22 protein-coding genes are annotated in these 26,565 nt (G+C 66.6%); 5 read left to right on the top strand and 17 right to left on the bottom strand.

Annotated features, from left to right (window positions below):
• Positions 1–13: 13 nt before the first annotated feature.
• Positions 14–1,546: a long-chain-fatty-acid--CoA ligase gene (locus AC1DWT_RS33265; protein WP_477923928.1), complete on the bottom strand. Its 1,533-nt coding sequence runs from the start codon at positions 1,544–1,546 to the stop codon at positions 14–16.
• A gap of 44 nt (positions 1,547–1,590) precedes the next feature.
• Entirely contained in the window at positions 1,591–2,517 is a 927-nt protein-coding gene (locus AC1DWT_RS33260) for a cyclase family protein (protein ID WP_206012554.1), read from the bottom strand.
• 214 nt (positions 2,518–2,731) lie between these two features.
• Between AC1DWT_RS33260 and AC1DWT_RS33255 the strand changes: the two genes are divergently transcribed.
• Positions 2,732–3,745: an alcohol dehydrogenase catalytic domain-containing protein gene (locus tag AC1DWT_RS33255; RefSeq protein WP_206012555.1), complete on the top strand. Its 1,014-nt coding sequence runs from the start codon at positions 2,732–2,734 to the stop codon at positions 3,743–3,745.
• A gap of 25 nt (positions 3,746–3,770) precedes the next feature.
• Here AC1DWT_RS33255 and AC1DWT_RS33250 read toward each other — a convergent pair whose 3' ends face one another.
• The 4 genes from AC1DWT_RS33250 to AC1DWT_RS33235 form a co-directional block, all read right to left on the bottom strand.
• Complete coding sequence (locus tag AC1DWT_RS33250; protein ID WP_095863792.1) at positions 3,771–4,202, bottom strand: DUF5313 family protein; 432 nt, start codon at positions 4,200–4,202, stop codon at positions 3,771–3,773.
• A gap of 50 nt (positions 4,203–4,252) precedes the next feature.
• Positions 4,253–4,729 (bottom strand): MarR family winged helix-turn-helix transcriptional regulator, encoded by a 477-nt coding sequence (locus tag AC1DWT_RS33245; protein WP_072941543.1) that lies wholly within the window; start codon positions 4,727–4,729, stop codon positions 4,253–4,255.
• Between the two features lie 73 nt (positions 4,730–4,802).
• Positions 4,803–5,450 (bottom strand): hydrogen peroxide-dependent heme synthase, encoded by a 648-nt coding sequence (gene hemQ / locus AC1DWT_RS33240; protein WP_477923944.1) that lies wholly within the window; start codon positions 5,448–5,450, stop codon positions 4,803–4,805.
• A gap of 51 nt (positions 5,451–5,501) precedes the next feature.
• Positions 5,502–6,329, bottom strand: a complete 828-nt coding sequence (locus AC1DWT_RS33235) for a sulfurtransferase (protein WP_477923924.1) — start codon at positions 6,327–6,329, stop codon at positions 5,502–5,504.
• A gap of 107 nt (positions 6,330–6,436) precedes the next feature.
• Here AC1DWT_RS33235 and AC1DWT_RS33230 point away from each other — a divergent pair, with 107 nt between their 5' ends.
• On the top strand, positions 6,437–8,119 hold the full coding sequence (locus AC1DWT_RS33230; protein ID WP_206012556.1) for a nitrite/sulfite reductase: 1,683 nt from the start codon (positions 6,437–6,439) through the stop codon (positions 8,117–8,119).
• Entirely contained in the window at positions 8,116–9,219 is a 1,104-nt protein-coding gene (locus tag AC1DWT_RS33225; RefSeq protein WP_206012557.1) for an aminotransferase class I/II-fold pyridoxal phosphate-dependent enzyme, read from the top strand. Before AC1DWT_RS33230 ends, AC1DWT_RS33225 begins: the two co-directional genes overlap by 4 nt.
• An 8-nt stretch (positions 9,220–9,227) precedes the next feature.
• Here the strand turns inward: AC1DWT_RS33225 and AC1DWT_RS33220 are convergent, their stop codons facing one another.
• The 9 genes from AC1DWT_RS33220 to hglS form a co-directional block, all read right to left on the bottom strand.
• On the bottom strand, positions 9,228–9,905 hold the full coding sequence (locus AC1DWT_RS33220) for a hypothetical protein (RefSeq protein ID WP_095863788.1): 678 nt from the start codon (positions 9,903–9,905) through the stop codon (positions 9,228–9,230).
• 65 nt (positions 9,906–9,970) lie between these two features.
• Complete coding sequence (locus AC1DWT_RS33215) at positions 9,971–10,231, bottom strand: hypothetical protein (protein WP_143548923.1); 261 nt, start codon at positions 10,229–10,231, stop codon at positions 9,971–9,973.
• Positions 10,228–10,557 carry an ANTAR domain-containing protein gene (locus AC1DWT_RS33210; protein WP_095863786.1) on the bottom strand — a complete coding sequence of 110 codons (330 nt, stop codon included), beginning with the start codon at positions 10,555–10,557 and terminating at the stop codon, positions 10,228–10,230. Before AC1DWT_RS33210 ends, AC1DWT_RS33215 begins: the two co-directional genes overlap by 4 nt.
• A 328-nt stretch (positions 10,558–10,885) precedes the next feature.
• Positions 10,886–11,749: a class I SAM-dependent methyltransferase gene (locus AC1DWT_RS33205; RefSeq protein ID WP_477923921.1), complete on the bottom strand. Its 864-nt coding sequence runs from the start codon at positions 11,747–11,749 to the stop codon at positions 10,886–10,888.
• A 648-nt stretch (positions 11,750–12,397) separates the two neighbouring features.
• Entirely contained in the window at positions 12,398–14,941 is a 2,544-nt protein-coding gene (locus tag AC1DWT_RS33200; RefSeq protein WP_206012558.1) for an excinuclease ABC subunit UvrA, read from the bottom strand.
• Positions 14,942–15,029: 88 nt separating this feature from the next.
• Positions 15,030–16,196, bottom strand: a complete 1,167-nt coding sequence (locus AC1DWT_RS33195; RefSeq protein ID WP_095863784.1) for an NAD(P)/FAD-dependent oxidoreductase — start codon at positions 16,194–16,196, stop codon at positions 15,030–15,032.
• A 48-nt stretch (positions 16,197–16,244) separates the two neighbouring features.
• Entirely contained in the window at positions 16,245–17,393 is a 1,149-nt protein-coding gene (locus tag AC1DWT_RS33190; RefSeq protein WP_477923920.1) for a Glu/Leu/Phe/Val family dehydrogenase, read from the bottom strand.
• A 32-nt stretch (positions 17,394–17,425) separates the two neighbouring features.
• Positions 17,426–18,982, bottom strand: a complete 1,557-nt coding sequence (amaB, locus tag AC1DWT_RS33185; protein ID WP_206012560.1) for an L-piperidine-6-carboxylate dehydrogenase — start codon at positions 18,980–18,982, stop codon at positions 17,426–17,428.
• Positions 18,983–20,446 carry a 2-oxoadipate dioxygenase/decarboxylase gene (hglS, locus tag AC1DWT_RS33180; RefSeq protein WP_206012561.1) on the bottom strand — a complete coding sequence of 488 codons (1,464 nt, stop codon included), beginning with the start codon at positions 20,444–20,446 and terminating at the stop codon, positions 18,983–18,985.
• A 168-nt stretch (positions 20,447–20,614) separates the two neighbouring features.
• On the opposite strand from hglS, the gene AC1DWT_RS33175 reads away from it, so the two are divergent.
• Positions 20,615–21,532 (top strand): LysR family transcriptional regulator, encoded by a 918-nt coding sequence (locus AC1DWT_RS33175; protein WP_206012562.1) that lies wholly within the window; start codon positions 20,615–20,617, stop codon positions 21,530–21,532.
• 19 nt (positions 21,533–21,551) lie between these two features.
• On the opposite strand, the gene AC1DWT_RS33170 is transcribed toward AC1DWT_RS33175, so the two are convergent.
• Positions 21,552–22,682: a PucR family transcriptional regulator gene (locus AC1DWT_RS33170; RefSeq protein WP_206012563.1), complete on the bottom strand. Its 1,131-nt coding sequence runs from the start codon at positions 22,680–22,682 to the stop codon at positions 21,552–21,554.
• A 271-nt stretch (positions 22,683–22,953) separates the two neighbouring features.
• Here AC1DWT_RS33170 and AC1DWT_RS33165 point away from each other — a divergent pair, with 271 nt between their 5' ends.
• Positions 22,954–24,345 carry an amino acid permease gene (locus tag AC1DWT_RS33165; protein ID WP_095863778.1) on the top strand — a complete coding sequence of 464 codons (1,392 nt, stop codon included), beginning with the start codon at positions 22,954–22,956 and terminating at the stop codon, positions 24,343–24,345.
• A gap of 69 nt (positions 24,346–24,414) precedes the next feature.
• On the opposite strand, the gene AC1DWT_RS33160 is transcribed toward AC1DWT_RS33165, so the two are convergent.
• Positions 24,415–26,565: FAD-binding and (Fe-S)-binding domain-containing protein (locus tag AC1DWT_RS33160; protein ID WP_477923918.1), on the bottom strand; the 2,151-nt coding region annotated here is incomplete at its 5' end.

Here is a 26,565-nt window from a genome sequence, read left to right as displayed (position 1 = left end):
GCGGTGAGAGGGACTAGACCGTGGTGTGGGAGAAGCGTTCGCGCAGATCGCGTTTGAGGATCTTCCCGGTGACGTTCCGGGGCAGGGTGTCGACGAACTCAACCCGGCGGGGCACCTGGAATCCGCCGAGCTGTTCCCGGCAGGCGGTGATGATGTCGTCCGCGGTGGCGGTGGCGCCGTCGCGGAGAACGACGACCGCACAGACCAGTTCGCCCCAGGTGTCGTCCTCGACGCCGATCGCCGCGGCCTCGGCGACCGCAGGGTGACGGTAGAGGGCCTGTTCGACGGACAGAGAGGCGACATTCTCGCCGCCACTGATGATCAGGTCCTTCTTCCGGTCGACGATGTAGACGAAGCCCTCGTCGTCGCGTCGGACCAGGTCACCGGTGTGGAACCAGCCGTCGGTGAACGCGGCCGCCGTCGCGTCCGGATCGCGCCAGTAGCCGGTCATCACCTGGTCGCCGCGGACCACCATCTCCCCCACCTGACCGGTGGGCACGTCGCGCATGGCGTCGTCGACGATGCGGATGTCGACCAGGCGCATGGGTTTTCCTGCGGCAGCAAGTAATCCGCTCTCACTACCGGCAGCGCGCCGATGCGCGTCGTGGTCGAGGTGGAGCACGTTGCCAGCGAGTTCCGTCATTCCCATGCCCTGATAGAAGTCGCAGCGGAGACGTTCGAGTCCTTGCCGCAGCACCTGCGCCGGGATCGCCGACGATCCGTACCCGATCGCTTGCAGGGTGCTGAGATCGTGGTCGGCAAGGGCCGGATCCTGGAGCAGGAAGTTGATCATCGTGGGTGCCAGCCCGGTCTGAGTGACCTGCCATTGCTCGACGAGACRCAGGAACGTCGCATTGTCGTAGGCGCGGACGATGCCGACGGTGCTCCCCATCAGGTGGTTGAGCAACGTCACGTACCCGCCGACATGGCACAGCGGGAAACAGAACAAGAAGACCGTGTCCTCCGGCAGAGCCCACTGCAGCGCCGAGGACGTGATCCCGCTGACCAGGTTGCGGTGGCTGATCATCACACCCTTCGGTGTCCCGGTCGTGCCGGACGTGTAGACCAGCCATGCGATGTCGTCCGGTGCCGGCCGAACCGTCGGCGCCTGCGCGGGTCCGGCACCGACGAACTCGTCCCAGCCGACGGTTCCCGGGGTGGCCCCGATCGAGACGACCGTGTGCACCGACGGGATAGAACCGCGAATCTGGTCGACGGCGCCGGCGAACTCTTCGGCCACGATCAGCACGGTGGCACCGGAATGCTGGATCAACGCGGCGATCTGGTCGGGATGCAGACGGAAGTTGAGGATGGTCAGGGCCATCCCGGCCATCGGCACACCGTAGTAGCAGTCGAAGTATTCGGTGCAGTTGGTGGACAGGATCGCGACCCGGTCCCCCGGCGCGGCAACACCGAGCAGTGCGCCGGCGAGCCGTCGGCTGCGATCACGCAGCTCAGCATAGGTCACTGCCTCGTCCTCGAATCGCAGCGCGATCCGATCGGGATGCTTGCGCGCGCCGTACTCGACGATGTCGCTGACCAGCATTCAGTTTCTCCTTGGTCGGGAAGAGGTGGTGGTGGACTCGGCGCTCACCGGATCGCGAGCGGGTTGATCGGCGACCCGACCCCGCGGGTGAACTGGAGAGGCGGTCCGGCATAGAAGAAGTCGTACAGGCCGTCGGCAGCGCAGGCGGCGGACAGCTCCTCGAAGTCGAGCAACTCGGCAAGGGTCATGCCCATGTCGCGGATCAGCACCATGTGAAGCTCGAACAACGCCCCCGGATTCTCGCCGGGCATCACCTCGACCGCCCAGTTGTCCGAGCCCACCACCGCGACGTCGCGCTCCCGCAGCCACGTGGCGCACGACAGACTCAAACCCGGCTCACCGGCCATGAATCCTGCCGGATCGTGGTCGGCGAGAAACTTTGCTCGCCAACCGGTGCGGATCAGCACGATGTCGCCCGGACCGACCTCGACGTTCTGTGCGGCGGCGACGGCGTCGAGTTCGTCCGGAGTGATCGCCGTCCCGGCCTCGAGCCACTCCACACCGCGCGCCCTGGCGACGTCGAGCAGCACGCCGCGACCGGCGATCCCCTTCGCCTGAGTGTGAATCCCGCACTTGTCGGCACCCTTGACGGTGACCCCCGTACCGGGATGACCGTTGTAGAGCTGATCGTCGTAGTGCACATGGGACAGGGAGTCGTACTGCGAGCCCGCCTGCAGCGGCATGAAGACGTAGTCGTCGGCCCATTTGAAGCCGCCGGGGAGCACCTGCTCCTGCCCGTTCTCGGCCATCAGCCTGATCGGGTTGATCCGATTGCCTCCCGGCTGGGGCCCGTCCCCGTCGAGTGGGATGCCCAATTCGAATATCGTGCCGGTCCGAATCAGCGCAGCGGCAGCCGCCACACGCTCGGGAGTGATGAGGTTCGTGGTTCCACGCTCGTCGTCGGCACCCCAGCGCCCCCAGTTGCTCAACCGCCGGCCCAGTTCTCGCATGTCGGATATGGACGTGGTCATCCTGCCTCCTCGGGCAATCGAACAAAGTATGACGTGACAGTCATGTCAACTTCGTGAATTGTGACCCCCGGCACCCCCGGTGTCAATACCGGACATGCGCGAGCTCGGAAGAGGCGCCCCACAGCCTGCGTCAACCCTTGTCAGGAGTTCCGCCGAGGGTCTTGACTGGAACGTGGGTCTCGATCGCTCACGATGACAGACAGGAATGATGCAGATGCCAACCCATCAGGCAGTTCACGTCCAGGCCCCCGGCGAGCCGCTGACACTCGTCGACGTCGAAACGGAATCGCCACCGCGCGACCACGTTCGCATAGCCGTCTCCGCGTGCGGCGTGTGCGGCACCGACCACGCGTTCGTCAGCGGCGCGTTCCCCGAGATGTCGTGGCCGTTGACACTGGGTCACGAAATCGCCGGAACCATAGCCGAACTCGGTGCCGGCGTCGACAACTATGCCGTTGGCGACCGCGTCGGGGTGGGCTGGTTCGGCGGGCACTGCAACCAGTGCATTCCGTGCCGCAAGGGCACCTTCATCTATTGCGAGAAATTGCAGGTGCCGAGCTGGCAGTACCCCGGCGGATACGCGGAGTCCGTGACGGTTCCCGCCAACGCGCTCGCCCGGATTCCGAGCGAACTGTCCTTCACCGAGGCCGCACCCCTGGGCTGCGCCGGGGTCACGACGTTCGACGCGCTGCGGAAGACACGAGCAGTTCCGGGCGACCGCGTCGCCATCCTGGGCATCGGCGGGCTCGGCCACCTCGGGGTGCAGTTCGCCCGGGCGATGGGCTTCGAGACGATTGCCATCGCTCGTGGCGCCGACAAAGCCGACGACGCTCGCCAGCTGGGCGCCCATCACTACATCGACTCCACCGCCGGCGACGTCAGCGAAGCATTACGTGCACTCGGTGGCGTGTCGGTGGTTCTGGGTACCGCGGCGAATTCGAAGGCGATGGGTGCCGTGGTCGGCGGGCTGCTTCCGCTCGGTGAGCTCACCGTCGTCGGTGTCACGCCCGACCCACTGCCGATCAGTCCCCTGCAGCTGATCACTCCCGGCGTCAACGTCACCGGCCACCCCTCCGGCACCGCCCGCGACGTCGAGGAGACGATGCAATTCGCGGTCCTGTCCGGCGTGCGCGCCCGGATCGAGGAGCGGCCCCTGAGCGAAGCCGCGGAGACCTACGCCGCGATGGAGGAAGGGCGGGCACGCTATCGCATGGTCCTCACCATGTGACCGTTCTCGGGCTGATCGACCGGCTTCAGCGGAGTTCGTTGCCGCCCCGCCGCTCGACGCCCCAGGTGACGGAAGGTCCGTGAAGCTTCTCGTACGCCGCCTTTTCGGCGTCATGACGGGACGCCTTCTTCGGGTTCTCCAGATCGGGCGGCAGCCCGTGCCTCTCGAGGCGTCGAGATCGGTTCTGCGCCATATACGACACCGCATAGAACACGGCGAGTAGCACTCCGAGCAGGACCATGGAGGCTCGCAGCCCGAGCGGACCCGGGAACAGAAAGAACGCGGCGAAGACCGGAACGAACGGGACCATGCTGCGAACGAGGTGCCGGGGAACGGCCCAGTCACCGACCAGGTCGTTGCGGACCCAGTCCTGCATGGAGTCGGGAAGTGTGCGGCCCACCGCGTAGCCCAGCCACTGCAGGGGGCCGGGCCGGGTTCGTTGCGTCTTTCGCGACATGACAACAACCTGTTCATGTTGTGCTGGAATCGAATTCGACATGTTTTCCCTCATTGATCGAGCGCGCCCGCTCTGAGCGCAGCCTGATTGACGCGGGTGAGAACGTCGTGAAGTTCCTCGAGTTCGGCCAGGCTGACACCGAGCTTTTCGATCACGGCGGGCGGAATCTTCACTGCTTCCGCCCGCAGCGCAGCACCGGCTTCGGTCAGCTCGACATCCAATTGCCGCTCATCGGCCCGGCTGCGGGTGCGCGTGATCAGTCCAGACGCCTCGAGGCGCTTGAGGAGCGGCGAGAGGGTGGGTGAATCGAGTTGCAGCGCGGTCCCGATCTCCTTGACCGCCATCGGGGCCTTTCCCCAGAGAGCGAGCATCACCAGATACTGCGGATGAGTCAGCCCCATCGGTTCGAGCAAGGGGCGGTAGACGGCGAGCACCGCCCGGTTCGCGATCGCGAGTGCGAAACACACCTGCCGGTCAAGAGCAAGTAGATCGTCGCCGGCCTCACTCTGCTGCACGTCTGCGGTCATGCGACCAGGCTACCAGATTAATTCGTGCAATAACTAATATTGCACGAATCAATCTGGAGGCGCTCGACGATCGTCAAGGCAGACGCGCAACGAGGGTATCGAGGCCGGTTCGCGGGCCGGAGAAAAAGGGCGTTTCCAGCCGAACGTGCCGGCGCGCGTCGGTGGCGCGAAGGTCTCGCATCATGTCGACTATCCGGCTCGGGTCCGGAGCCTCGAAGGCGAGGATCCACTCGTAGTCGCTCAATCCGAAGGAACTCACGGTGTTGGCACGCACATCCGGGTAGGCACGAGCCGCTCGGCCGTGCTCGGCGAGCTGCCGTSGCCGTTCGACGTCCGGCAGCAGATACCACTCGAGCGATCGGTTGAACGGGTACACGCACACGAACTGCCCCGGCTCCTCATCGGCCACGTATGCAGCGATATGGCTGCGATTGAATTCGGCCGGCCGGTGGAGCGCGGCCGCACTCCAGACCGTGGTACACGCTCGCCCGAGTCGGCAGCGCCGAAAGCCCGAGTAGGCCGCCTGCAACCCTTCGACGGTGTCGGCATGCGTCCAGATCATGAAGTCGGCGTCTGCACGCAGTCCTGCGACGTCGCAAATTCCGCGGAGCACGACACCGGACTCGGCGACTCCCTCGAAGTAGGCACGTGCATCCTCCACGACCTCGGCGCGCACACCGGGAAGCACGCCGGGGACCACCTGGAACACGGTGAACATCATGAACCGCACGCGTTGATTGAGTTCGACGAAGCGAGAGCCGATCAAGGCAGGTCACCTCTCGACCGGGACGCCGACCAACGAGCCGTACTCCACCCAGGAGCCGTCGTAGTTCCGGACCTCGGGGTAGCCGAGCAGTTCGTGGAGCACGAACCAACTGTGCGCGGATCGCTCGCCGATTCGGCAATAGACGATGATGTCCTTCGTGTCGTCGAGACCGGCATCGGCATACAGGGCGCGGAGTTCGCCCTCGCCGAGGAAGGTGCCGTCGTCAGCGGCAGCCTTGGACCACGGCACGTTGACAGCGGTCGGGACGTGCCCCGGAACCTGGGGTTGTTCCTGCGGGAACTGCGCCGGAGCGAGGATCTTGCCGGAGAATTCATCGGGCGACCGGACGTCGACGATGCTCTTCGTTCCTATCTGCTCGATCACCTCGTCGCGGTGCGCGCGGATACCCGACACGGGCTCGGACGCCACGTAGTCGGTAGCCGGTCGGGCGACAGTATCGCTCGACAACGGCCGGCCGTCGAGCTCCCACTTCTTGCGTCCGCCGTCGAGCAGCCGGACGTCGCGGTGACCGTAGAGCTTGAAGTACCAGTACGCGTAGGCCGCGAACCAATTGTTGTTCCCGCCGTACAGGATCACCGTGTCGCCGTTGGCGATTCCCCGCTCGGACAGGAGTTTCTCGAACGATCGCCGGTCGATGAAGTCGCGGCGTACGGGATCTTGAAGGTCGCGTTTCCAGTCGATGCGGACGGCACCGTCGATGTGGTTCTTCTCGTACTGGGTGGTGTCCTCATCCACCTCGACGAGGACGACGTCGGGGTCCTTCCCGTGTTCGACGACCCAGTCTGYGTCGACCAGAAAATTGCTTCTGCTCATGGTTCATCCTTCACTTCGCGAAAAATCGAGGCGTGCACATATTATTAATGCACGATCTATTCGCCTACGCTACAGTTTGGCCCACACAGTTTCGACAGGAGCACCGGATGACGACACCGACGACCCGTCCTGCCCGAGCGAAGCCCCAGCGCCCAGAGGGGCAATGGGCACAGGGCGATCGCGAGCCACTCAACGTGAACGAGAAAGTCAAGCAGGATGATGACGGCCTCAACGTGCGCAAACGGATCGAAGAGGTGTACTGCCGCACCGGTGTCGCCGGCATCGACCCCACCGATCGTCGAAGCCGGTTCCGCTGGTGGGGGCTCTACACCCAGCGCGCACCCGGCATCGACGGCGGCCGAACCGCCACGTTGCCACCGGAAGAGCTCGAGGACGAGCACTTCATGCTCCGCATCCGCATCGATGGAGGAGCACTGACCACCGAACAGCTGCGCGTCGTCGGCGAAGTCTCCCGGCAGTTCGCCCGCGACACCGCGGACCTCACCGACCGCCAGAACATTCAGCTGCACTGGATCAGGGTCGAGGACCTACCCGACATCTGGCGGAGGCTCGAGGGGGTAGGCCTCACCACAGCCGAATCCGCAGGTGACACCCCGCGCGTGGTCCTCGGCTCGCCGATGGCAGGCATCGCCGTCGACGAGGTCCTCGACGCCACGCCCGCACTGCGCGAGATCACCCGCAGATTGATCGCGAACCCCGAATACTCCAACCTGCCGCGCAAGTTCAAGACCGCCATCTCCGGACTCCAGGACGTCGTCCACGAAATCAACGATGTCGCATTCATCGGCGTCGAACACCCGGAACACGTTCCAGGACTGGATGTCTGGGTAGGCGGCGGCCTGTCGACCAATCCTCGCATCGGCGAACGATTGGGCGCATGGGTTCCGCTCGAGGACGTGCCCGACGTGTGGATCGGCATCGTCTCCCTCTTCCGTGACCACGGTTATCGACGCCTGCGGGCGAAGGCACGCCTGAAGTTCCTGGTCGCGGACTGGGGTGTCGAGAAGTTCCGCGACGTGCTCGAGAAGGAGTACCTCGGACACCCGATGATCGATGGTCCCGCGCCCGAGCCGCTCGACGAACCACGCGACCACGTCGGAATCCAGCGGCAGAAAAACGGTCTCAACGCCGTGGGAATCGCACCTGTCGTCGGCAGAGTCGGAGGCACCATGCTCATCGACCTGGCGAGCGTTGCCGAGTCCTCCGGATCCCGACGGGTCCGCATCACCCCGATGCAGAAGCTGGTCGTCCTCGACGTGCCCGACGAACAGATCGACCCACTCCAATCCAGTCTCCACAGTCTCGGATTCCCGTCGCGTCCGTCACCCTGGCGACGGAGCACCATGGCATGCACCGGCATCGAATTCTGCAAATTCGGGATCGTCGAGACCAAGGCGCGGGCCGCCACCGTCATCTCCGAGATCGAGGACCGACTCGCCGACGTCCAGGATCGACTCGAGCACCCGATCACGTTGCACCTCAACGGGTGCCCCAACTCGTGCGCACGCATTCAGGTCGCCGACATCGGCCTCAAGGGCATGATCGTGACCAACGCCGACTCCGAACAGGTCGAGGGATTCCAGGTTCATCTCGGCGGCAGCCTCGGCCTGGACACGAGCTTCGGGCGCAAACTGCGCGGCCACAAACTACCCGCCACAGACGTGGCCGACTACGTCGAACGCATAGTTCGACGCTATCTGGCCGACCGTGCTCGCTCCGAGAAGTTCGCGAACTGGGTCCACCGCGCCACCGACGCCGACCTCACATGATCCGACACCGCCCCGGCATCCTCGAGATCGACAGCTACGTTCCCGGCGACTCCGGATCGTCCATGAGACCAGCAGCGCGGCTCGCTTCGAACGAGTCGCCCTTCCCGCCGGACGACAGGGTGGCGGCGGCGATCCGCGCGAGCATCACCCGGGCCAATCGGTACCCGGACTTCGACAGCAGGGAACTGACCGAGGCCCTCGCCAGTCGGTGGCACCTGTCCCCCGATCAGGTGAGCGTCGACAGCGGATCCAGCAGTCTCCTGCGCAACATCGTCACGGCATGCGCCGGCCCGGGAACTGAAATCGTCTACGGATGGCCTTCGTTCTCGAGCTACGAGCACACCACGCTGCTTGCGGGAGCGACACCGATTCGCGTCGCGCTCACGCCCGACCACCGCCTCGATCTCGCTCGCATCCTCGCCGCAATCAACGACCGCACTCGGGTGGTACTTCTATGCCTGCCGAACAACCCGACCGGCACCACTGTCGACCACACCGCGCTCGAGGCCTTCATGGAGGCGGTACCCGAAGACCTGCTGATCGTCCTCGACGAGTGCTATCGCGAGTTCGTCACCGATCCCGACGCTGCGAGCGGCCCCAGACTCCTCGGACGATTCCCGAACGTCGTCGTGCTCGCGTCGCTGTCGAAGTCCGCGGGATTGGCGGGACTGCGGATCGGTTATGCCCTGTCGTCCCCCGATGTCGGCTCCTTGCTGCGCGCCGTACGCATCCCCTTCTCCGTCTCCACGGTGGCTCAGGCGGCAGCCCTCGCGTGTCTCGAACCCGCGGTGACGGCTGCCCTCGAATCTCGCATCACTGCAACGGTGTCCGAGAGGAGGCGTGTATACGACACTCTGACAGGTGCGGGGATCGAGGTAGTCCCCAGCCAGGCGAACTTCCTGTTCCTTCCCCACCATCACGCCGCACCGGAGAAGGTACGACTCCTGGCGCAGCTCGGTGCACTTGTCCGGCTGGCGGGACCCCGGGAAATCAGAATCTCGATAGGCAACAGGAGGGAGAACGATCACCTACTCTCGTGCATCGACCCCCTGACCGTAGGGATACGGAAGTCGCCACCCTTCGAAGCCCACCTCACATGATCGGCTCGTCACGCCATCTCGGGGACGTGCAGATGAGCGATCGCCAATTCGAACTCCCCCACCTCGAGGAGCCGAGCGCCGGACTCGCACATTTCCGACGTTCCGACATTCTCGGCCACTTCACCGGTACCACCGCCCGCAGGCGGGGCCTTGTCGAAGGTCATCGACGACACCACACGACCGGCGGCCGGATCGACGAGCAGACTCGCGCTGCAGAATCCCTCGAGGTCGTGCATGGCGGGCAGCGAGGACATCTTGTACACGTCGATCACACGGTCCAGGTGCCCCGGCTCGACCTCGAGCCACGCGACCCGCACCCAGGCGCCTTGATGTGAGCGGTGGTCACGGTGCAGGGCCGCGATGTCCCACCGCGACACGGTCGCGGTGGCGTGGAAAACCTCGGCCATGCGGTCACGCAGCTGTCGAACAGGTGCTTCGCTCGCGCGCAGAGCCTCGTCGTCCGTCCAGGAGCTCGTGGCGATGCACCGGCCGGAGCCTCGATCGACCAGCAAGGACATTCCGGCGGACCCTGCGATGTCGGCGAGCGCGGGCATCACGGTGTCGCGCACGTGCTTGATCCCCTCGTCGATGAACGACGGGTGCGCATCAAAGGTGGAAGAGCGTGCATACACGATGGCATCCTTCTCCTCGGGCGGCGCCCCGCGGCGCCGACGGCCAATCCCCATCTCCCACACTCCTCCCCCTACGCGGGCGAGACAATGATCGACAGCGAAAGAAGAATCTCGGACGCCTACTCGTGCCGCGTGGAGGGCTCGCCCTCGGCGTATACGGAGGGCTCGCCCTCGGCGTACATGGAGGGTTCACCCTCGGCGAGCGCGGTCGCGTGGTCGATGACCACACGCTTCCACCACGAATCGAGCGGGCTCGGGTCCGGCCATACGACCGCGTCGGGGGTGAGCGACGACGTGGTTTCGCGCAGGTGGCCCGATTCCGTTCCGCTGATCTCGTCGGGATCGGCCTGAATGCCGCCCACCGCCCCCTGTTGCGTCAACTTGCCTGAGCGTGTCGGCGGGGAGGGAGCTGGGCGACCAACTGCTCCCACTCGTCGAATCGGGCGGTGTCGGTCCTGCGCGGCCGGGAGGAGGGGCCGGCTGCCAGCTCGACCAGGCTCCGGGCGGCGCCGAGGACGGTCAGGTGATGGCGTCGTGCGACGTCGAGAAGTTCGTCGAACGCCTGGGCGTCAGAGCAGCCGCGGCCTGCAATCAGAATGCCCTTCGCCGTGCCGAGCAGTTCTCGGCCATCGGGGCGCCTGCGCGGAACCAGGCGCGTCGGGCTGGGGACTGGAGTGAGGGATGGTTCGGTGCTGTCCTCGATCATTCCGCAGTACTCCTTCGCTCTCGTGCATCTGCCGCCGGTGTGCCGGCGATCCCGTCCGGACGCAAAATGTGAGTCACGTCACTGTCGATGCACGATCAGTTGTAGCGGACCGAGCCGCACCTGTCATCTAGACACATGTCCAGCTCCACGGCTGTTTGCCCTGGTGACGCGGCACGCGGCGCGATTCCCGGCTAACATCGCGATACCAACTTGTGACCTGTACCACACAGTAGCGTTATCTCGAGGCGAGATTGCACCGGCTTGGACACCATGCCGACCCACGATCACGACACGGTCACGCGACCGGGGACGGCGTTAACGGACGCCATCAGATAGTGGCCACCAACAGGTCCTCGCCGCTCGACGGCCGCAGGCCGTCGGTGCGGTCGGCGAAGTAGCGTTCGGCGAGCGAGGCCCCCGACACGTGCCGGGGGCTGTCGAAGCCGGAGTCGCGGGCCAGTGCCAGCATCTCCTGCGGGGTGTAGAAGCTGACGAACGGCGTTCCGGACGCCCGCGCGCCGTTCTCGGACACCTGGAGTCCGGCGCGATCGGCGACGTCGACGAGATCGGTGGGCAGCAGGAACGTCATCGCCAGCGTCGAACCGGGAGCGAGACCGGCGAGCTGGCGCAGGGTGGCGGCGGTGGCTCCTTTCGTGAGGTACATGGTGACGCCGGTGGAGACGACGACCGCGGGCCTGCCAGGATCGAAGCCCGCCGCGACAAGCCGCTCCGACCACGACTCGTTCGCCTCGAAATCCACCGGCACCATCCGAAGCCATTCCGGGACACCGAAACCCACGTCGGTCAGCCGTTGCCGCTTCCACGCCTGAGGGCTCGGCTGGTCGACCTCGAAGACCCGCATGCRGGCGGCGATCTCCGTCCTGCGCTGGGCAAACGTGTCCAGGCCCGCCCCCAGGACGACGTACTGGACGACGCCGCGGCCTGCCTGCTCGGCGACCAGATCCTCGATGAAGCGAGCACGGGCGACGATGGCCGCCCGAAACCCGCTGGTGCCGGTCGGATCCATGTCCGGGCGATCCCGCCAGCCCTCGTCCGGGGCCGCCAGCTGCAGGCCGATCTCGTCGACGAAAACGTGCGGCGGCGGGTCGACCAGCACGTGCATCGCCCGCCACAGGGCGACTCGAACCGCCGTGCTGTCCGGTGTCCCGGCCTGCTCGTCTGCCGTCGCCATGACGTTCTCACTCCTTCGCCGTCCGTTCTGATCCGGGGCGCACGGCCCGATCTCCGTCGTAAGGCCCAGAAACAGACAAACCTTCACCCGAAATGGCGTCCATCCCTCGAACCATTGTTCAGATCAAAATGGACGGTTGTCAAATTTCAATATGTGAGAAAATTCCGGTTTGGTGAAACGCCCCGAGATCGCGAACGCGATAAATGAAGTAAGCGGCGATCGACGATCCCGTGGATTTTCATCACCAACAGAGGAGTGAATTCTGATGGGTTCTGCAGGAATCGACTTCAACGTCGCATTCGAGGCGTTCCTGAAGTGGCTCAGCCTCACGTTCGGCGGCGGAATCGGACTCGGCTGACCAGCGGAGAGATCCGACACGCGATGGCCAGGCTCACCTGGGGCCAGCCTGGCCATCACTCTGATCTGTACGTATGAATACCTCGGCGGCGGAACACGCCGTCGAAGAACTCGGGCGGAATAATCCGAAATGCACCATTACTGCGCATCGGAAAATTCGACCGTGACGGTTAGCGACTTCGAGCGCGATCGCTGGGTATTCCGGCGCCACCAAAAGCTGTCTGTTCTTTTCATTTCTCCGCGAAAGGGGACCTCGCCCGTGGCGTGACGCTAGCGGGCCCTCCCCCGGACCTACACCGCCGACGGTGCGAAGTGCCGGCCGAGATATGCGGCGGTGGCGGAGTCGGCCGTCTCCGCGACAATCGCCGGCTGACCCGAGGCGATGATGCGGCCGCCGTTGTCTCCGCCGCCGGGCCCGAGATCGATCATCCAGTCCGCTGAGGCGATCACCGACATGTCGTGTTCGACCAGGACGACGCTGTTCTCCGCCGCGACGAGACGGCGCAGCACCACCATGAGTCGGTCCACATCGGCGGGGTGTAATCCGGTCGTGGGTTCGTCGAGCACGTAGAGCGTGTGCCCGGATCGGACGCGCTGCAGTTCGCTGGCCAGCTTGACGCGTTGCGCCTCCCCACCCGACAGCGTAGTGGCGGATTGGCCGAGCCGCAGATATCCGAGACCCACCTCTACCAGCATGTCGAGGCTCTTCTTGGCGGCCGGGACATGGTTCAGGAAGTCCCGGGCGTCGTCGACGGTCATCGCGAGGACGTCGGCGATCGATCGGCCGTCGACCAGGATCTCGAGAGTCTCGGAGTTGTAGCGTGCGCCGGCGCAGGCCGGGCACGGCGCGGAGGCCTCGGGGAGAAACAGCATGCCGATGGTGATCGCGCCGGCACCCTCGCACTCGTCGCATCGGCCACCGGTGACGTTGAACGAGAAACGGCCGGGACTGTATCCGCGTTCGCGGGCGGTGGGGTGTGCAGCGAAGAGTTTCCGGATCACGTCGAACAGTCCGGTGTAGGTCGCGAGATTCGAGCGCGGCGTCCGCCCGATCGGGGTCTGGTCCACACGCACCAGCCGGTCGATGTGTCCGAGCCCGTGGGACGACACCACGGTCGGTTCGGCGATGTCCCGGCCGTCGGCCAGGACAGCCGTGGAGTCGTCGGCGTCGTCGCCCACGGTGTCGGGGCCGGGTTCGTCGTCGACGCCGAGGTGCCGGCCGACGACGTCCGTGAGCACACGGCTGACGAGTGTGGATTTGCCGGAGCCGGACACGCCGGTGACCGCGGTGAGCACCCCGAGCGGGATCCGCACACTCAGATCCTGCAGATTGTGCATCGTGATGCCGGAGAGTTCGATCCACCTGCTCGGCTGTGCGGGCTCGGGGCAACTCTCCAGTGGTTCGAAAAGGTATCGGCGGGTGACGGATTCGGGAATCTTCGCGAGACCGTCCACCGTGCCGCTGTAGAGGACCCTCCCACCGTGCTCCCCGGCATCGGGGCCGACGTCGACGATCCAGTCCGCCGCCCGGACGACGTCGAGGTTGTGTTCGATGACGAAGACGGAGTTGCCTGCGGCGCGAAGCCGCCGCACGGCGGCGACCAGCGCCTCGGTGTCGGCGGGGTGCAGGCCCGCGGACGGCTCGTCCAGGACGTACAGCACGCCGAACAGGCCCGACTGCAGCTGGGTGGCCAACCGAAGGCGCTGAAGCTCTCCCGGCGACAGGGTGGTGGTCGATCGGCCGAGACTCAGGTATCCCAGCCCGAGCTCGGACAACCCTCGGAGGCGTCCGAGTAGGTTGTCCACCAACGCCTCCGATGCTCGAACGGTGGCGTCGTCTGCGGAGGCATCGTGTGAGGGGACCGCGGTTTCGAGAACCGTGGCCAGCTCGGCCAGTGGCAGTTCGGTCGCGTCGGCGATGTCGAGGCCGGCGAACCGCACCGCCAGTGCCTCGGGTCGCAGCCGCTTGCCGTCGCATGCGCCGCAGGGGCGGGAGACCAGATATCGCGACACCTTCGCCCGCTGGGTTGCGCTCTTCGTCGTCGCGAAGGTGTGCAAGACGTAGGTGCGGGCGCTCGAGAACGTTCCCTGGTAGTCGCGCACCATCTTGCCCGGGTCGCGGATCGGTGACACCGTGACGGTGGGCTGCTCATCGGTGGTGAGGATCCACTCACGTTGATCTGCAGGGAGTTCCGACCATGGGCGGTCCACATCGATGCCGAGGGTGTCGAGGATGTCGCGGTAGTTCTTCCCCAGCCAGGCGCCGGGCCAGGCGGCGACGGCGCCGTCGCGGATACTGCGGTTCGGGTCCGGCACCAGGGCGTCGACGTCGACGTCGTGGGTGCGTCCGAGTCCGTGGCAGGTCGGGCATCCTCCTTCCGGTGTGTTGGGCGAGAAGGCGTTCGAGTCGAGGATGGGGGCGTCCGGCGGGTAGGTGCCGGCCCGGGAGAACAGCATGCGCAGCACGTTGGAGATGTGGGTGAGGGTGCCGACCGACGATCTGGCGGAGGTGTGACCGCGGGCCTGCTGCAACGCGACCGCGGGTGGAAGCCCCGTGATGTCCCCCACCCTGGGTGCTCCGACCTGATCCATCAATCGGCGCGCGTACGGGGTGACGGACTCGAGAAAGCGTCGTTGCGCTTCGGCGTAGATGGTACCGAAGGCCAACGACGACTTGCCCGATCCCGACACCCCCGTGAACGCGACGATGCAGTCCCGGGGAATGAACACATCGACGTGGGCGAGGTTGTGTTCGCTGGCATCGACCACTTCGATGCCGGCGAATTCCCGGGCGGGTGGTAGTGCGGCCGGCGGTCCGGGATCGAAGGTCGGCACAACTGCTCCAGGTGTCGGTTCGTGCTCGGACAGGTCGGGCCCCAGTCTTCCTCGAGGGATGGAACCGCAGTCCCGGTGGTGCGTCCGGTCAGACGATGTTCGTCTCGCCTGCGCCGATGCCGGTCTTCGCGAAGCGGCGCAGAGCAAACGAACTGATGTCGTAACCGGGCTCCCTGCTGTGGTAGAGGTCGCGCACGATCTCACCGGTCGCCGGTCCCATCAGGAAGCCGTGGCCGGAGTAACCGGTGGCGATGAGCAGGCCTTCCACCTCGGTGGATCGGTCGATGATCTGGTTGCGGTCGGGAGTGACCTCGTAGAGTCCGGCCCAGCCGGTGCTGATGCCGTAGTCCAGAACGGCAGGCACCCGGGTCTCGGCGATCGCGCCGAGACCCATCAACCAGTCCTCGAGTTCGAACCTGAGGTTGAATCCCTCGGGCTCGTTCGGGTCGGACCAGCCGAGCAACAGGCCCTTGCCTTCGGGATGGAAGTAGAAGTTCGAGGGAAAGTCGATGGTCAGCGACGGCGAGAACTCGGGCAACTCGGACAGCGGCTCGGTGAACGCGATCTGACGGCGGACGGGGACCACGGGGATGTTCACCCCGACCATGGTGCCGATCTCCGCCGACCACGCCCCGGCGGCGCAGACCACGGTGCTCGTCGTGATACGTCCGTGTTCGGTGACGACGGCGGTGATGGTGCCGCCCGTGCTCTCGATGTCGGTGACCGCGCAGTGCCGGATGATGCGGGCGCCGCGGCGACGGGCGGCCGCGGCGTACCCCATCACCACCGATTCCGGTGTCGCCTTGCCGTCCTGGGGGGACCAGGAGGCAGCGAGGAGTCCGTCGGTACTGATGAGCGGCGAGATCTTCTTCGCCTCGTCGGGAGTGATCATCCGGCTCGGAACACCGTGCCGGTTCTGCAGCGCCACGCTTTCGGTGAAGATGTCGACGTTGGTCTGGTCCGAGAGAAGGTAGAGGTAGCCGTCGCGGCTGAAGTCGATCTCCTGACCGTAGTCCTGGGCGAACCGCGAATACACCTCGAGGCCGCGCAGACCGATCGCGATGTTGGCCTCGTTGCTGAACGACGCACGGACGCCGCCTGCGGCCTTACAGGTCGAGCCACAGGCCAACTCGTCCTTTTCCAGGAGGACGACATCGGAGACCCCGGATTCGGCGAGGTGGAACGCGATACTGGCGCCGATGACGCCACCACCGATCACGACGACGGATGCCTGCTCGGGGAGTTCCTTGCTCATGTCGCTTCTTCTTTCCTGAAGAGTGATTATGTTATGCCGAACCGTCTTCTAGAGCGCTGCGTTCCGCGGAGCCCGTCCACGCAACACCATGGCTTCGCGCACGCGGTCCTGGGCGGTGCTGCGCGCCACCTCGTGGGTGGTACGACCCTGAGCCTTCGACGCATCGAGGGTGTCGATGGTGCTGGCGCGCAGCTTGTTCGAGATGTTGGCGAACACCGCGGCGGGTTCCGGACGGATACCGGAGTAGCGCGCGTCCATGGCCACCGCTGCGGCCACCACGCCGCCGGCGTTGGCGATGAAGTCCGGGACGACGGTCACGCCGCGGCCGTGCAGCACCGACTGCGCCTCGGGGCTGCTCGGCAGGTTCGCGCCTTCGACGACGATCCTGGCGGGCAACGTCCGGGCGAGATCGGCGTCGATGACGTCCTGCAATRCTGCCGGGATCAGGACGTCCGCCGTCACCGAGAGTTCTTCCCCGGCGGCGAGCGGCTTGGCGTCGGAGTACTCGTCGACCAGTCCGTCACCGTATCGTTCGCGCAGGTCGAGCAGGGTGGCGACGTCGAGGCCGTCCGGGTTGTGGATGCCACCTCGCGACGTCGAGACCGCGACGACGGTCGCGCCCAGTTCGGCAAGGCGTTTCGCGCTCGCCGCGCCGACCGCTCCGAAGCCCTGGATGGATACGCTCAGCGAACCGGTGGACAGGCCGATCGCCTGCGCGGCGGCGTCGGCCGACTCCGCGACTCCGTGGCCGGTGACGCCGAGTTGGTCGTACGGGAGTCCGCCGAGCGCGTGTGGGGTGCCGACGGCGCCGCCCCGGCCACCGACCTCGTCGAGCATGATCGCGGCGTCCTTCTCGGTCAGTCCGACGTCGAGCCCGAAGACGTATTCCTCGGGGACCTCGTTGCGCAGGGCTCGCACGAACGCCCGCAGGACCGCTTCCTTCGACTCGGCGTTCGGGTCGGCCCAGATCCCGGYCTTGGCGCCGCCGTAGAAGAGGTCGACCCCGGCCCATTTCCAGGTCATGTTCCGGGCCAGCCGGGCGACCTCGCCGACACTGACGGTGGTGGACATGCGGGTGCCGCCCTTGCCCATTCCGCGGGCGGTGTTGTCGATGACCAGAACGCCGCGCATGCCGGTGCGTGCGTCGGAGACACACACGACCTTCTCCGGGCCCCATTCGTCGATCAATTCGAACATCGTCGTTGCTCCTCGTGCGATTCGAAGGGGTTTCAGGCGAAGTTGACGCCCTGAGCCAGGGGCAGCTCACGGGAGTAGTTGACGGTGTTCGTGGCGCGGCGCATGTAGGCGCGCCAGGCGTCGGAGCCGGATTCGCGGCCGCCGCCGGTGGTCTTCTCGCCGCCGAACGCGCCGCCGATCTCGGCGCCGGACGTGCCGATGTTGACGTTGACGATGCCGCAGTCCGAACCGTCGGCGGCGATGAATCGCTCGGCCTCACGCTGGTCGGTGGTGAAGATCGACGACGACAGACCCTGCGGGACGTCGTTGTGCAGGGCGATCGCCTCCTCGAACGTGTCGTAGGTCAGCACGTAGAGGATCGGTGCGAAGGTTTCGTCCTTGACGATCTCGCTCTGGGTCGGCATCCGCACGATCGCGGGCTCGACGTAGTACGAATTGTCGCTGCTCGGCCGGCGCTGACCACCGGCGAGGATCTGCCCGCCCTGCGCGACGGCTTGGTCGAGGGCTTCGGTCATGTTGGCGTGGGACTTGCCGTCGATCAGCGGGCCCACCAGGGTGCCGTCGGCGAACGGGTCGCCGATCGGGAGGCGCCGGTAGACCTCGGTGATGCGGTCGAGGAGTTCGTCGGCGATGTCCCGGTGAACGATGATGCGGCGCATCGAGGTGCAGCGCTGACCTGCGGTGCCGGCGGCGGCGAAGACGATGCCGCGGGTGGCGAGATCGAGGTCCGCGGACGGGGTGACGATCGCGGCATTGTTTCCGCCGAGTTCGAGGATCGCCCGGCCGAAGCGGGCGGCGACGCGCGGGGCGATCTGCTCCCCCATTCGCTCGGAACCGGTGGCGGAGATCAGCGGCACCTTCGGGCTGTCGATCAGGGCCTGCGTGTCGGCCGCACTCGCCGAGACGAGGACGTTCAGGTTGGCCGGTGCGCCCGATTCCGCTGCGGCGCGGTCGAACAGCGCCGAGCATGCGGCGGCGGTCAGGGTGGTCAGCTGTGCCGGCTTCCAGATCACCGCATCACCGCAGACGATGGCCAGGGCGAGGTTCCAGGACCACACCGCGGCCGGGAAGTTGAACGCGGAGACGACACCGACGACACCGAGCGGGTGCCAGGTCTCCATCAGGCGGTGGCCGGGGCGCTCCGAGGGCATGGTGCGGCCGTCGAGCTGGCGGGACAGACCGACCGCGAAGTCACAGATGTCGATCATTTCCTGGACCTCGCCGAGGGCCTCCGAGCGGATCTTGCCGACCTCGATGCTGATCAGGTTGGCGACGTCTTCCTTGTGCGCGGTGAGCAGTTCGCCGAGGCGCTTGATCAGGAATCCGCGGACCGGGCCGGGAACGGTACGCCACTGCAGGAACGCGTCGTGGGCGGCGTCGATCGCGGCCTCGACGTCGGCGGCGCCTGCAGCCGGGTAGTCGAACAGGCTCTCCCCGGTGACCGGGGTGCGGGCGGTGATGGTGTTCTTCACCCCGGCGGTGTCGAGGACGGCCGGGTCGACCCCACATCGCTGCAGGCTGGTGCGTGCGAGGGTGCGCAGTTCGTCGGTGGTGGGCAGGGTGATGGTGTCGGCGACAGCGGTGCTCATTTACTTGACTCCCTGGGTAGCGATGGGTGGGGTAGCGATGGGTGCAGGTACTTCGATGGGTCCGCGGATGTGCAGTTCGGTGGCCACACGATCGAGGGATGCGCGGCGGATCCCGTCATAGAGCGCGTACGGGTCGTGCAGGGGACAGCCCAGAACTCCCTCCATCCAGGCGGCGTCGACAGCRGCTGTCGACTGGGTGGTGTCCTTGCGACCGTCCGACGTCAGGTTCGACTGGAAGATCCCCGCAGCGGACTTCGGCAGGAAGTCCTCGTAGACGATCGGCTCGGGGCGGACCCAGCCCTGGTCGATCAGATCGGGCAGCGACCTGGACGGCGCGTGCCCGCCCCGCTGCTTGCCGGTGTTCACGGTGTAGGTGAAGTAGGCGAGGTCGTGCAGGGCCAATCCCTGCTCGGTGGCAGGCATCTGCTGATTCCACAGCTCCGCGGCGATCTGATTGCGTACCTCGGCCGACACCGGCGCGGCGGCGGCCGCCTCCCGGACCGCCTGCTCGGTCTCGACCGTCAACCGGTCGTAGACCTCCCGTCCGCGGACGGTGGCGGCGATGCCGCGGGCTTCGACCTCACCGAAACGCACTCGCAGCGAACCCTTCTCGACGCTGCCGTCGGCCTCGCGGAACACCCGCGGTTCGGCGAGGGCCCGGAACGAGGTCTGACGCAGCAGCAGATCCGGGCCGGCCCACCGGGGCGGTCCCTGGATCGTGTCGATCATGTCGATGCTGCGACGCTCCATGCGGGCGTAGAGATCGTCGATGTCCAGTACACGCGGGGTCAGGTGGTTGATGTGGGTGCTGGTGACGCCGCCGATGTCGGCGGCCACCGAGGACACCTGCTCGAGTTCGTGGTACCAGGCGCGGTCGACGGCCTCGGTGGAAAGCTTGAACGCCGCCGTCGCGAGAGTCAGGAACATCTCGGCGTCGCCGGAAGTCAGCCCCCGGTACTCGCTCGCCCGGTCGGCGAGGACCAGCAGTTCGGTGGTGAACAACGTGCGCCTGGCGAGGAAACTCTCGAGGCGCCGCTGCAGATCTGCGCTGAAGAAGCGGCGGTCCGCGGGAACGAGCATGGACGTGAACACCCGGAAGGGGTTGCGCGCCAGTTCCTCCGGGTCCGTGGGCCGGAAGGCGGTCGAGACGACCGGGACGGAACTGGCAGCCGCCTCGCGCAGGTCGTACAACCCGACCGGGTGCATGCCCATGGCCGAAAACACGCGTGCCACCTGCGCCATCTCCTGTGGGGTGCCCACGCGGATGGCTCCGTGGCGTTCGGCGGTGACGCGAGCGATCGAGCCCAGCCGTTCGGCGTCGGAGCCGGGGCGCGACAGCACGGCGTCGTTGACGGCCTGCGACACCTCGAGCAACGTGGTGTAAGCGGGAACTTCCTTCCCGTACATGTGCGAGAGGCGGCGAGCGAACTCGGCGCGAAGTTCCCACTGCGGGGTGATCGGCATGCGTGCAGCTCCAGGGTCGATGGGCTCGGGTGAGAGCGAAGTCGTGGTGTGCCGGAGGTTTTCGAACAGTGCGCCGGTTCGACGATTCGTTCCCGCTCGTTCATCGTGGTCTGCCGGATCGAATAGCACCAGCGAAGAAAACTAGCCGCAACCGTTTAGGATCCCTATATGAATATAAGTCTGGCCCACCTCGTCACGCTCCGGGAACTGGCCCGGCGCGGAACGATGGTCGCGGTCGCCGAAGAACTCGGCTACACCGCCGGCGCCGTATCGCAGCAGATCGCAGCGTTGGAGAAGGCCGTCGGCTCGCAACTCGTCACCAAGATGGGACGCAACGTCGTCCTCACCGATTCCGGCGTCGTCCTGGCCGAACACGCCGTGAAGATCCTGGGCGCGGAACAGACCGCCCTCGACGCGCTTCGCGCAGTCCACGACGACGTGGCCGCGCCCCTTCTGCTCGGCACCTTCGGCAGCACCGCCGCCGCGCTACTGCCGCCGGTCGTGGCCGCCGCGCAGCGCGAGTACCCGCTCCTCACCCTCAGCAGCCGGGAACTCGACGTCGACGAGGCCGCCCTGGCGGTCCAACGCGGACAGGTCGACGTCGCCTTCGGGCTGGACTATCCCAATTCGCCGATGCCCCGCACTCCGGATATCGAGATGATCACCCTGCGCAGCGAGCGATTCGGGCTCGCCGTCTCCTCGGGGGCCTACGGCATCCGCACCGAGTGCACGATCGATCTGCGCGAGGCGGCGGAGTGGAATTGGATTCTGCCGCCCGCGGAAACCCAGTTCGGTCGCGCCATCCGAATCGCGTGCCGGCAGGAAGGTTTCGAGCCGATCGCACGACATGAAATCGTCGACACCGCCGTCTCCTTGGCGCTGGCCGCGAAGGGGCTGGGCGCGGCTCCGGTCACGGACATGATGATCAGGCTCAACAGCTCGGTACCGATCATCCGGGTCGACCTCACCCAGGAGATCGGCAGGCGGATCGTGCTCCTGCGCCTCGCCGGCTCGGAGACCCGGCCCACCGTGCGCGCCGTCACCGAGATCGTGCGTGCCGTGGTGAACACGGCCGAGACGCGGTGAGGACTCCTCCGAGAGGAAGTCAGTTCTCCTGTCCGATGGAGGTGTCCCGTACACCCTGGTGCTCGAAGATGAAGCGTCCCAGCGTGAGACCGACGTGTAACTCGAGTCGCTGCGCGCCCACCGACAGGTCGAGGCCGGAGACCTCCTCGATCTTCGCGAGCCGGTAGTACAGGGTCTGACGGTGGATGCCGAGGATCGCGGCGGTGGCGGCGGTATCGCCCGCCCGGTCGAGATACGTCCGGGCGGTGGCGAGCAGGTCGACGTTGCGGTGGTCGAGCAGGGCCCGCACCGACGGCGTGAGTACTGCATCGGCGAGGGCGCCGGTGGGCCCGCACGACGCCAGCCGGTAGATGCCGAGTTCTTCCCAGTAGGCGATCGGTTCCGTCGACTCGTCGTGCCGGGCGACCCGGACACCCAGCTTGGCTTGCTGCCAACTCCGCCGGGCCGAACGCAGTCCCCGATACGAACCTCCCACTCCGACCAGAGCACCGGCACCCGCACCGCTTTCGGCAACGGACCGGACAGGGTCGACGGCGCCGTCCGCCGCGGGCACCATGACGGCGGTCAGCGATCCGATCGGCGCCAGCAGACTGCGCGTGCCGGGGGCGGGCAGGAGCCCGTCGACGGCCAGCACGGTCAACGCGCCACCGTCCGGAAAGAGCCCGGAGTCTTCGATGCGAGTAATCGCACGGGCGAAAGCCTTTCGGTCGCCTTCGAGGAGGTCTGCGACGGCGACCGCCATATCGTCACGACCCCGGGCGGTGTGTGCGAGTTGCGCGCCGGCCTGGCCGGCCAGGGACATTGCGGCGGTGAGATCGCCGTCGGACACGGCGCTGTTCTCATTCGGCAGGACGAACAGATATCCGTACGCCGCGCCTGCATAGCGAGCCGGAAGACAGATCCGCGACGACGCTTCAATATCCGGATTCTCTGGCGTGATCACCGGGCGTGCGGTATCGGCAATCCCGAAGCTTTCGTACCACGCGCGCGCTTCCGGCGGGCAGCTCCGGGTGAGGATCGACTGCACCCGATCCCTGTCGACACCCGGCGACTGGGTGCTGTAAGCCATCAGCGAGAACGCCCGGTCGACCAGGACGACTGATGCCGACAGTCGTTCGGCCACCTCGGTGACCACTTCGTCGAGAGTCACTTCATCATCTCCGTGAACAGCGTGTTTCGTGGGCGATACGTACGGCGATCATTCCGCGTCGGCCATACAAGTGTCTGACTGACGGGGCGAAAAGTTCTGACACTTGTCCCTAGCATGCTACGTGTTGCGCCGTTACGTTGGTCACACACGAACGGAAGTTCGCCACCTCGCCAGGCCCCGCCCTCGGCACTTCCTCTGTCAGAGCGTCCCACCACCGCGGAACGGATCGCGCCTGACGCCCTCGTGTCCGACTCGACCTTTGGAGCGTGTGATGTCCACTCTCGAACAACCGCCCGAGACGTTGCAGAAGTCTCTGAAACAACGGCACCTCACCATGATCGCGATCGGAGGTGTCATCGGCGCCGGCCTCTTCGTCGGTTCGAGCGCCCTGCTGCACACCTCCGGCCCTGCGGCATTCGTGTCCTACGCCATCACCGGTGTCGTCATCGTCCTCGTGATGCGCATGCTCGGCGAAATGGCCACCACCAACCCGTCGACCGGATCGTTCGCCGGATATGCCCGCAAGGCCTTCGGGGGGTGGGCCGGCTTCACCACCGGCTGGCTGTACTGGTTCTTCTGGGTCGTCGCGGTCGGCGCCGAAGCCGTCATCGGCGGCAAACTGCTGCAACGCTGGATCGACCTGCCCTCCTGGACGATGGCCACCGTCCTGCTGTTGGCCATGGTCGCCACGAACATCCGCTCCGTCCGCAACTTCGGCGAGTTCGAATACTGGTTCGCTGGGATCAAGGTCGCCGCGATCCTGCTGTTCCTCGCCCTCGGTGCCGCCTACGTCTTCGGCCTGTGGCCGAGCCATTCCGCCGACTTCTCCAACCTCACCGATCACGACGGCTTCACCCCCAACGGCTGGACCGTCATCCTCTCCGGCGTCGTCGTCGCCGTCTTCTCCATGGTCGGACCCGAAATCGCCACCATCGCCGCCGCCGAATCCGCCGAGCCGGAGAAGGCCGTCGCCAAGGCCACAAACTCCGTGATCGCCCGCATCGGGTTCTTCTACATCGGCTCCGTGCTGCTCCTCGCCATCATCGTCCCCTGGACCGACGTCAAGGTCGGCCAGTCGCCGTTCGTCGACGCCCTCACCCACATGGGCATCCCCGGCGGACCCGACATCATGAACGCTGTGGTGCTCGTCGCCGTACTCTCCTGCCTGAACTCCGGCCTCTACACCTCCTCGCGGATGCTCTTCACTCTCGCGCACAAAGGCGATGCTCCACAGAGGATCGCAAAGCTGGACAAGCACGGCGTCCCCCGCAACTCGCTGCTCCTTGCAACCCTCGTCGGCTTCGCCTGCATCGGCCTCGACTACCTCTCCCCCGAAACCGTGTTCGCCTTCCTGCTCAACGCCTCCGGCGCCACCATCCTGATGGTCTACCTCATGATCGCGATGTCGCAGATCAAACTGCGCGGCCTGATGACCCGCGACGAAGTCGCCCAACTCCGCCTGAAGATGTGGCTGTTCCCCTACCTGTCCATCCTCGCCGCCGGCAGCATCCTCGCCGTGCTGGTGTCGATGTTCTACGTCGAATCGTCGCGCTCGCAGATCTCCCTGAGCGTCGGGGCCCTTGTCGCGACTCTGATCGCCTACCGACTCCGCCGACGCCTCAACCCACCCGTCACCACTCACCCCGCACCCGTCACGAACTAGCGCTCGGGGCGGCGGCAGGCGAGACACACCGTCTCCTGCCGCCGCCCCTTGTCGTACGCGCATCCGAGGTCAGTCCCGTCTGCGCGCACGGTCCGCGTCGAGCTGCGCGGCGAGCAGCTGCGCCAGGTGGTCGCCGCGGCGATCGGTCAGATCAGCGAGCTGGGTTCGGCAGGAGTATCCGTCCGCGAGGATGGTGGTGTCGGCATCGGCTCCGGCCACGGCGGGGAGAAGCTGCTGTTCTGCGACGGCCACCGACACCTCATAGTGCCCCTTCTCGACGCCGAAGTTCCCGGCCAGGCCGCAGCATCCACCCAACCGCTGCACCTGCGCACCGGCCTTCTCGAGGAGCTGCGCGTCCGGACTCCACCCCATCACCGAATGGTGGTGGCAGTGCGGCTGCGCGACAATGGATTTGCCTTCGAGTGACGGCGGTTCCCACCCTCGGTCCGTCAACAGTTCCGCCAGGGTGCGGGTGGCCTCGGCGACCGGGTCAGCGGTCGCCCTGCCCAGCAGTTCCGCGGCGTCTGAACGCAGGACCCCGGTGCAGGACGGCTCCATTCCGACGATCGGGATTCCGGCCGCGGCGCTGCCGGACAGTGCGTCGACGGTGCGTCCGAGGATCTTCTTCGCCGCGGTGAGTTGACCGGTCGAGATCCAGGTCAGTCCGCAGCACTGCTGCGTGTCGGTCAACTGCGGTCGGTAACCGGCGGCCTCGAGCACCCGCACGGTGGCGTGCCCGACCTCGGGGGTGAAGTAGTTGGTGAACGAGTCCACGAACAGCAGCACCGGGTCACCGGTGGTGGCACGGTCGTTCTCGGTGGCCTTGAACCAGGATCGGAACGTCTGCTTCGCGAACGGGGGGATGGTGCGGCGCCTGTCCACTCCGGCCGACGACAACGCCAGCGGTCCGATGCCGGGAACGCGCATCATGGCGTTGACCGGACCGGGGGCACGGCTGGCGATCTTCGCCCAGCGCGGAAGCCACCCCAGCGAGTAGTGGGAGGCAGGGCGGATGCGACCCTTGTAGCTCTGGTGCAGCACTTCGGATTTGAACGCGGCCATGTCGACCCCGGTCGGGCAGTCCGAGGAACATCCCTTGCAGGACAGGCACAGGTCGAGGGCGTCGTGGACCTCCGGCGAACGCCAGCCTCCGTCGACGGCGGTGCCGTTGATCATTTCCTGCAGGACGCGCGCGCGGCCGCGGGTGGAGTCCTTCTCCTCCCGTGTCGCCTGATACGACGGGCACATCACACCCCCGGTGGCGGTGTTGTCGGCCCGGCACTTTCCGACGCCGGTGCAGCGGTGCACGGCCTGGGTGAAGTCGCCGTCGTCGTTGTGATAGGCCATCGCGAGTTGGCGGCGCACGAGCGGGGCGGCGGGGATGCGCAGGTCCGCATCGACCGGGCGGGGGTCGACGACGACACCCGGGTTGAGGATGTTGTCCGGGTCGAAAACGTGCTTGACGGCGGCGAAGAGTGTCATCGCGTCCGGTGAGTACATCAGCGGGAGGAGTTCGCTGCGGGCGCGGCCGTCACCGTGCTCACCCGACAGCGAACCGCCGTAGCCGGCGACCAGTGTGCTTGCCGCCACCAGGAACTCCCGGAAGATGCCGCTGCCGCCGGGCTCGTCGAGCGGCCAGTCGATGCGCACGTGCAGGCAACCGTCGCCGAAATGCCCGTACGGCAGGCCGGTGACGTTGTATTCGTCCATCAGCGCATCGAAATCGCGGAGGTAGTTGCCCAGCATCGCTGGTGGCACTGCCGCGTCCTCCCACCCCGCGTGCGCGGGCAGTCCGGCGGGGCTGCGCCCGGCGAGCCCGGCCCCGTCGGCCCGGATCCGCCACAACTCGGCCGTGCGGGCGGCGTCGGTGACGACGAGGCTGTCGACGGCTCCGCAGTCGCGTCCGACCTGCTGGGCCCGGGCGATCGTCTCGTCGAGGTCTTCGCCGACCACCTCGACGAACAGCCAGGCCGCCCCCGTAGGCAGTGGCGGCACCGCGCCCTGGCCGCGGCGTTCACGGACGACGTCGACGATCCGGGAATCGATCCCCTCGCAGGCCGTCGGATCGAACTTCAGCACCAACGGGGTCGCGTCCCCCGCCGACGCGATGTCGGCGTATCCCAGAACGACCAGAACGCGGTGGGCGGGCTCGGACACCAGCCGAACCGTGGCCCGGGTCGCCACCGTGAGCGTGCCCTCGGTGCCGACCAGCATGCGGGT

It is taken from the genome of Rhodococcus sp. P4_B6, from assembly GCF_056402215.1.
The sequence above is the reverse complement of the archived record's forward strand: the minus strand, read 5'-3'. Positions and strand labels throughout refer to the sequence as shown.

Bases quoted from the DNA above. Each gene is read 5' to 3' on its own strand.
- AC1DWT_RS33245 (WP_072941543.1), bottom strand. From the start codon at position 4,729: ATGACCGCAGACGTGCAGCAGAGTGAGGCCGGCGACGATCTACTTGCT.
- AC1DWT_RS33250 (WP_095863792.1), bottom strand. From the start codon at position 4,202: ATGTCGCGAAAGACGCAACGAACCCGGCCCGGCCCCCTGCAGTGGCTG.
- AC1DWT_RS33220 (WP_095863788.1), bottom strand. From the start codon at position 9,905: ATGGGGATTGGCCGTCGGCGCCGCGGGGCGCCGCCCGAGGAGAAGGAT.
- AC1DWT_RS33165 (WP_095863778.1), top strand. From the start codon at position 22,954: ATGTCCACTCTCGAACAACCGCCCGAGACGTTGCAGAAGTCTCTGAAA.
- AC1DWT_RS33195 (WP_095863784.1), bottom strand. From the start codon at position 16,196: ATGAGCAAGGAACTCCCCGAGCAGGCATCCGTCGTCGTGATCGGTGGT.
- AC1DWT_RS33255 (WP_206012555.1), top strand. From the start codon at position 2,732: ATGCCAACCCATCAGGCAGTTCACGTCCAGGCCCCCGGCGAGCCGCTG.
- AC1DWT_RS33230 (WP_206012556.1), top strand. From the start codon at position 6,437: ATGACGACACCGACGACCCGTCCTGCCCGAGCGAAGCCCCAGCGCCCA.
- AC1DWT_RS33175 (WP_206012562.1), top strand. From the start codon at position 20,615: ATGAATATAAGTCTGGCCCACCTCGTCACGCTCCGGGAACTGGCCCGG.
- AC1DWT_RS33225 (WP_206012557.1), top strand. From the start codon at position 8,116: ATGATCCGACACCGCCCCGGCATCCTCGAGATCGACAGCTACGTTCCC.
- AC1DWT_RS33210 (WP_095863786.1), bottom strand. From the start codon at position 10,557: ATGATCGAGGACAGCACCGAACCATCCCTCACTCCAGTCCCCAGCCCG.
- amaB (WP_206012560.1), bottom strand. From the start codon at position 18,982: ATGAGCACCGCTGTCGCCGACACCATCACCCTGCCCACCACCGACGAA.
- AC1DWT_RS33260 (WP_206012554.1), bottom strand. From the start codon at position 2,517: ATGACCACGTCCATATCCGACATGCGAGAACTGGGCCGGCGGTTGAGC.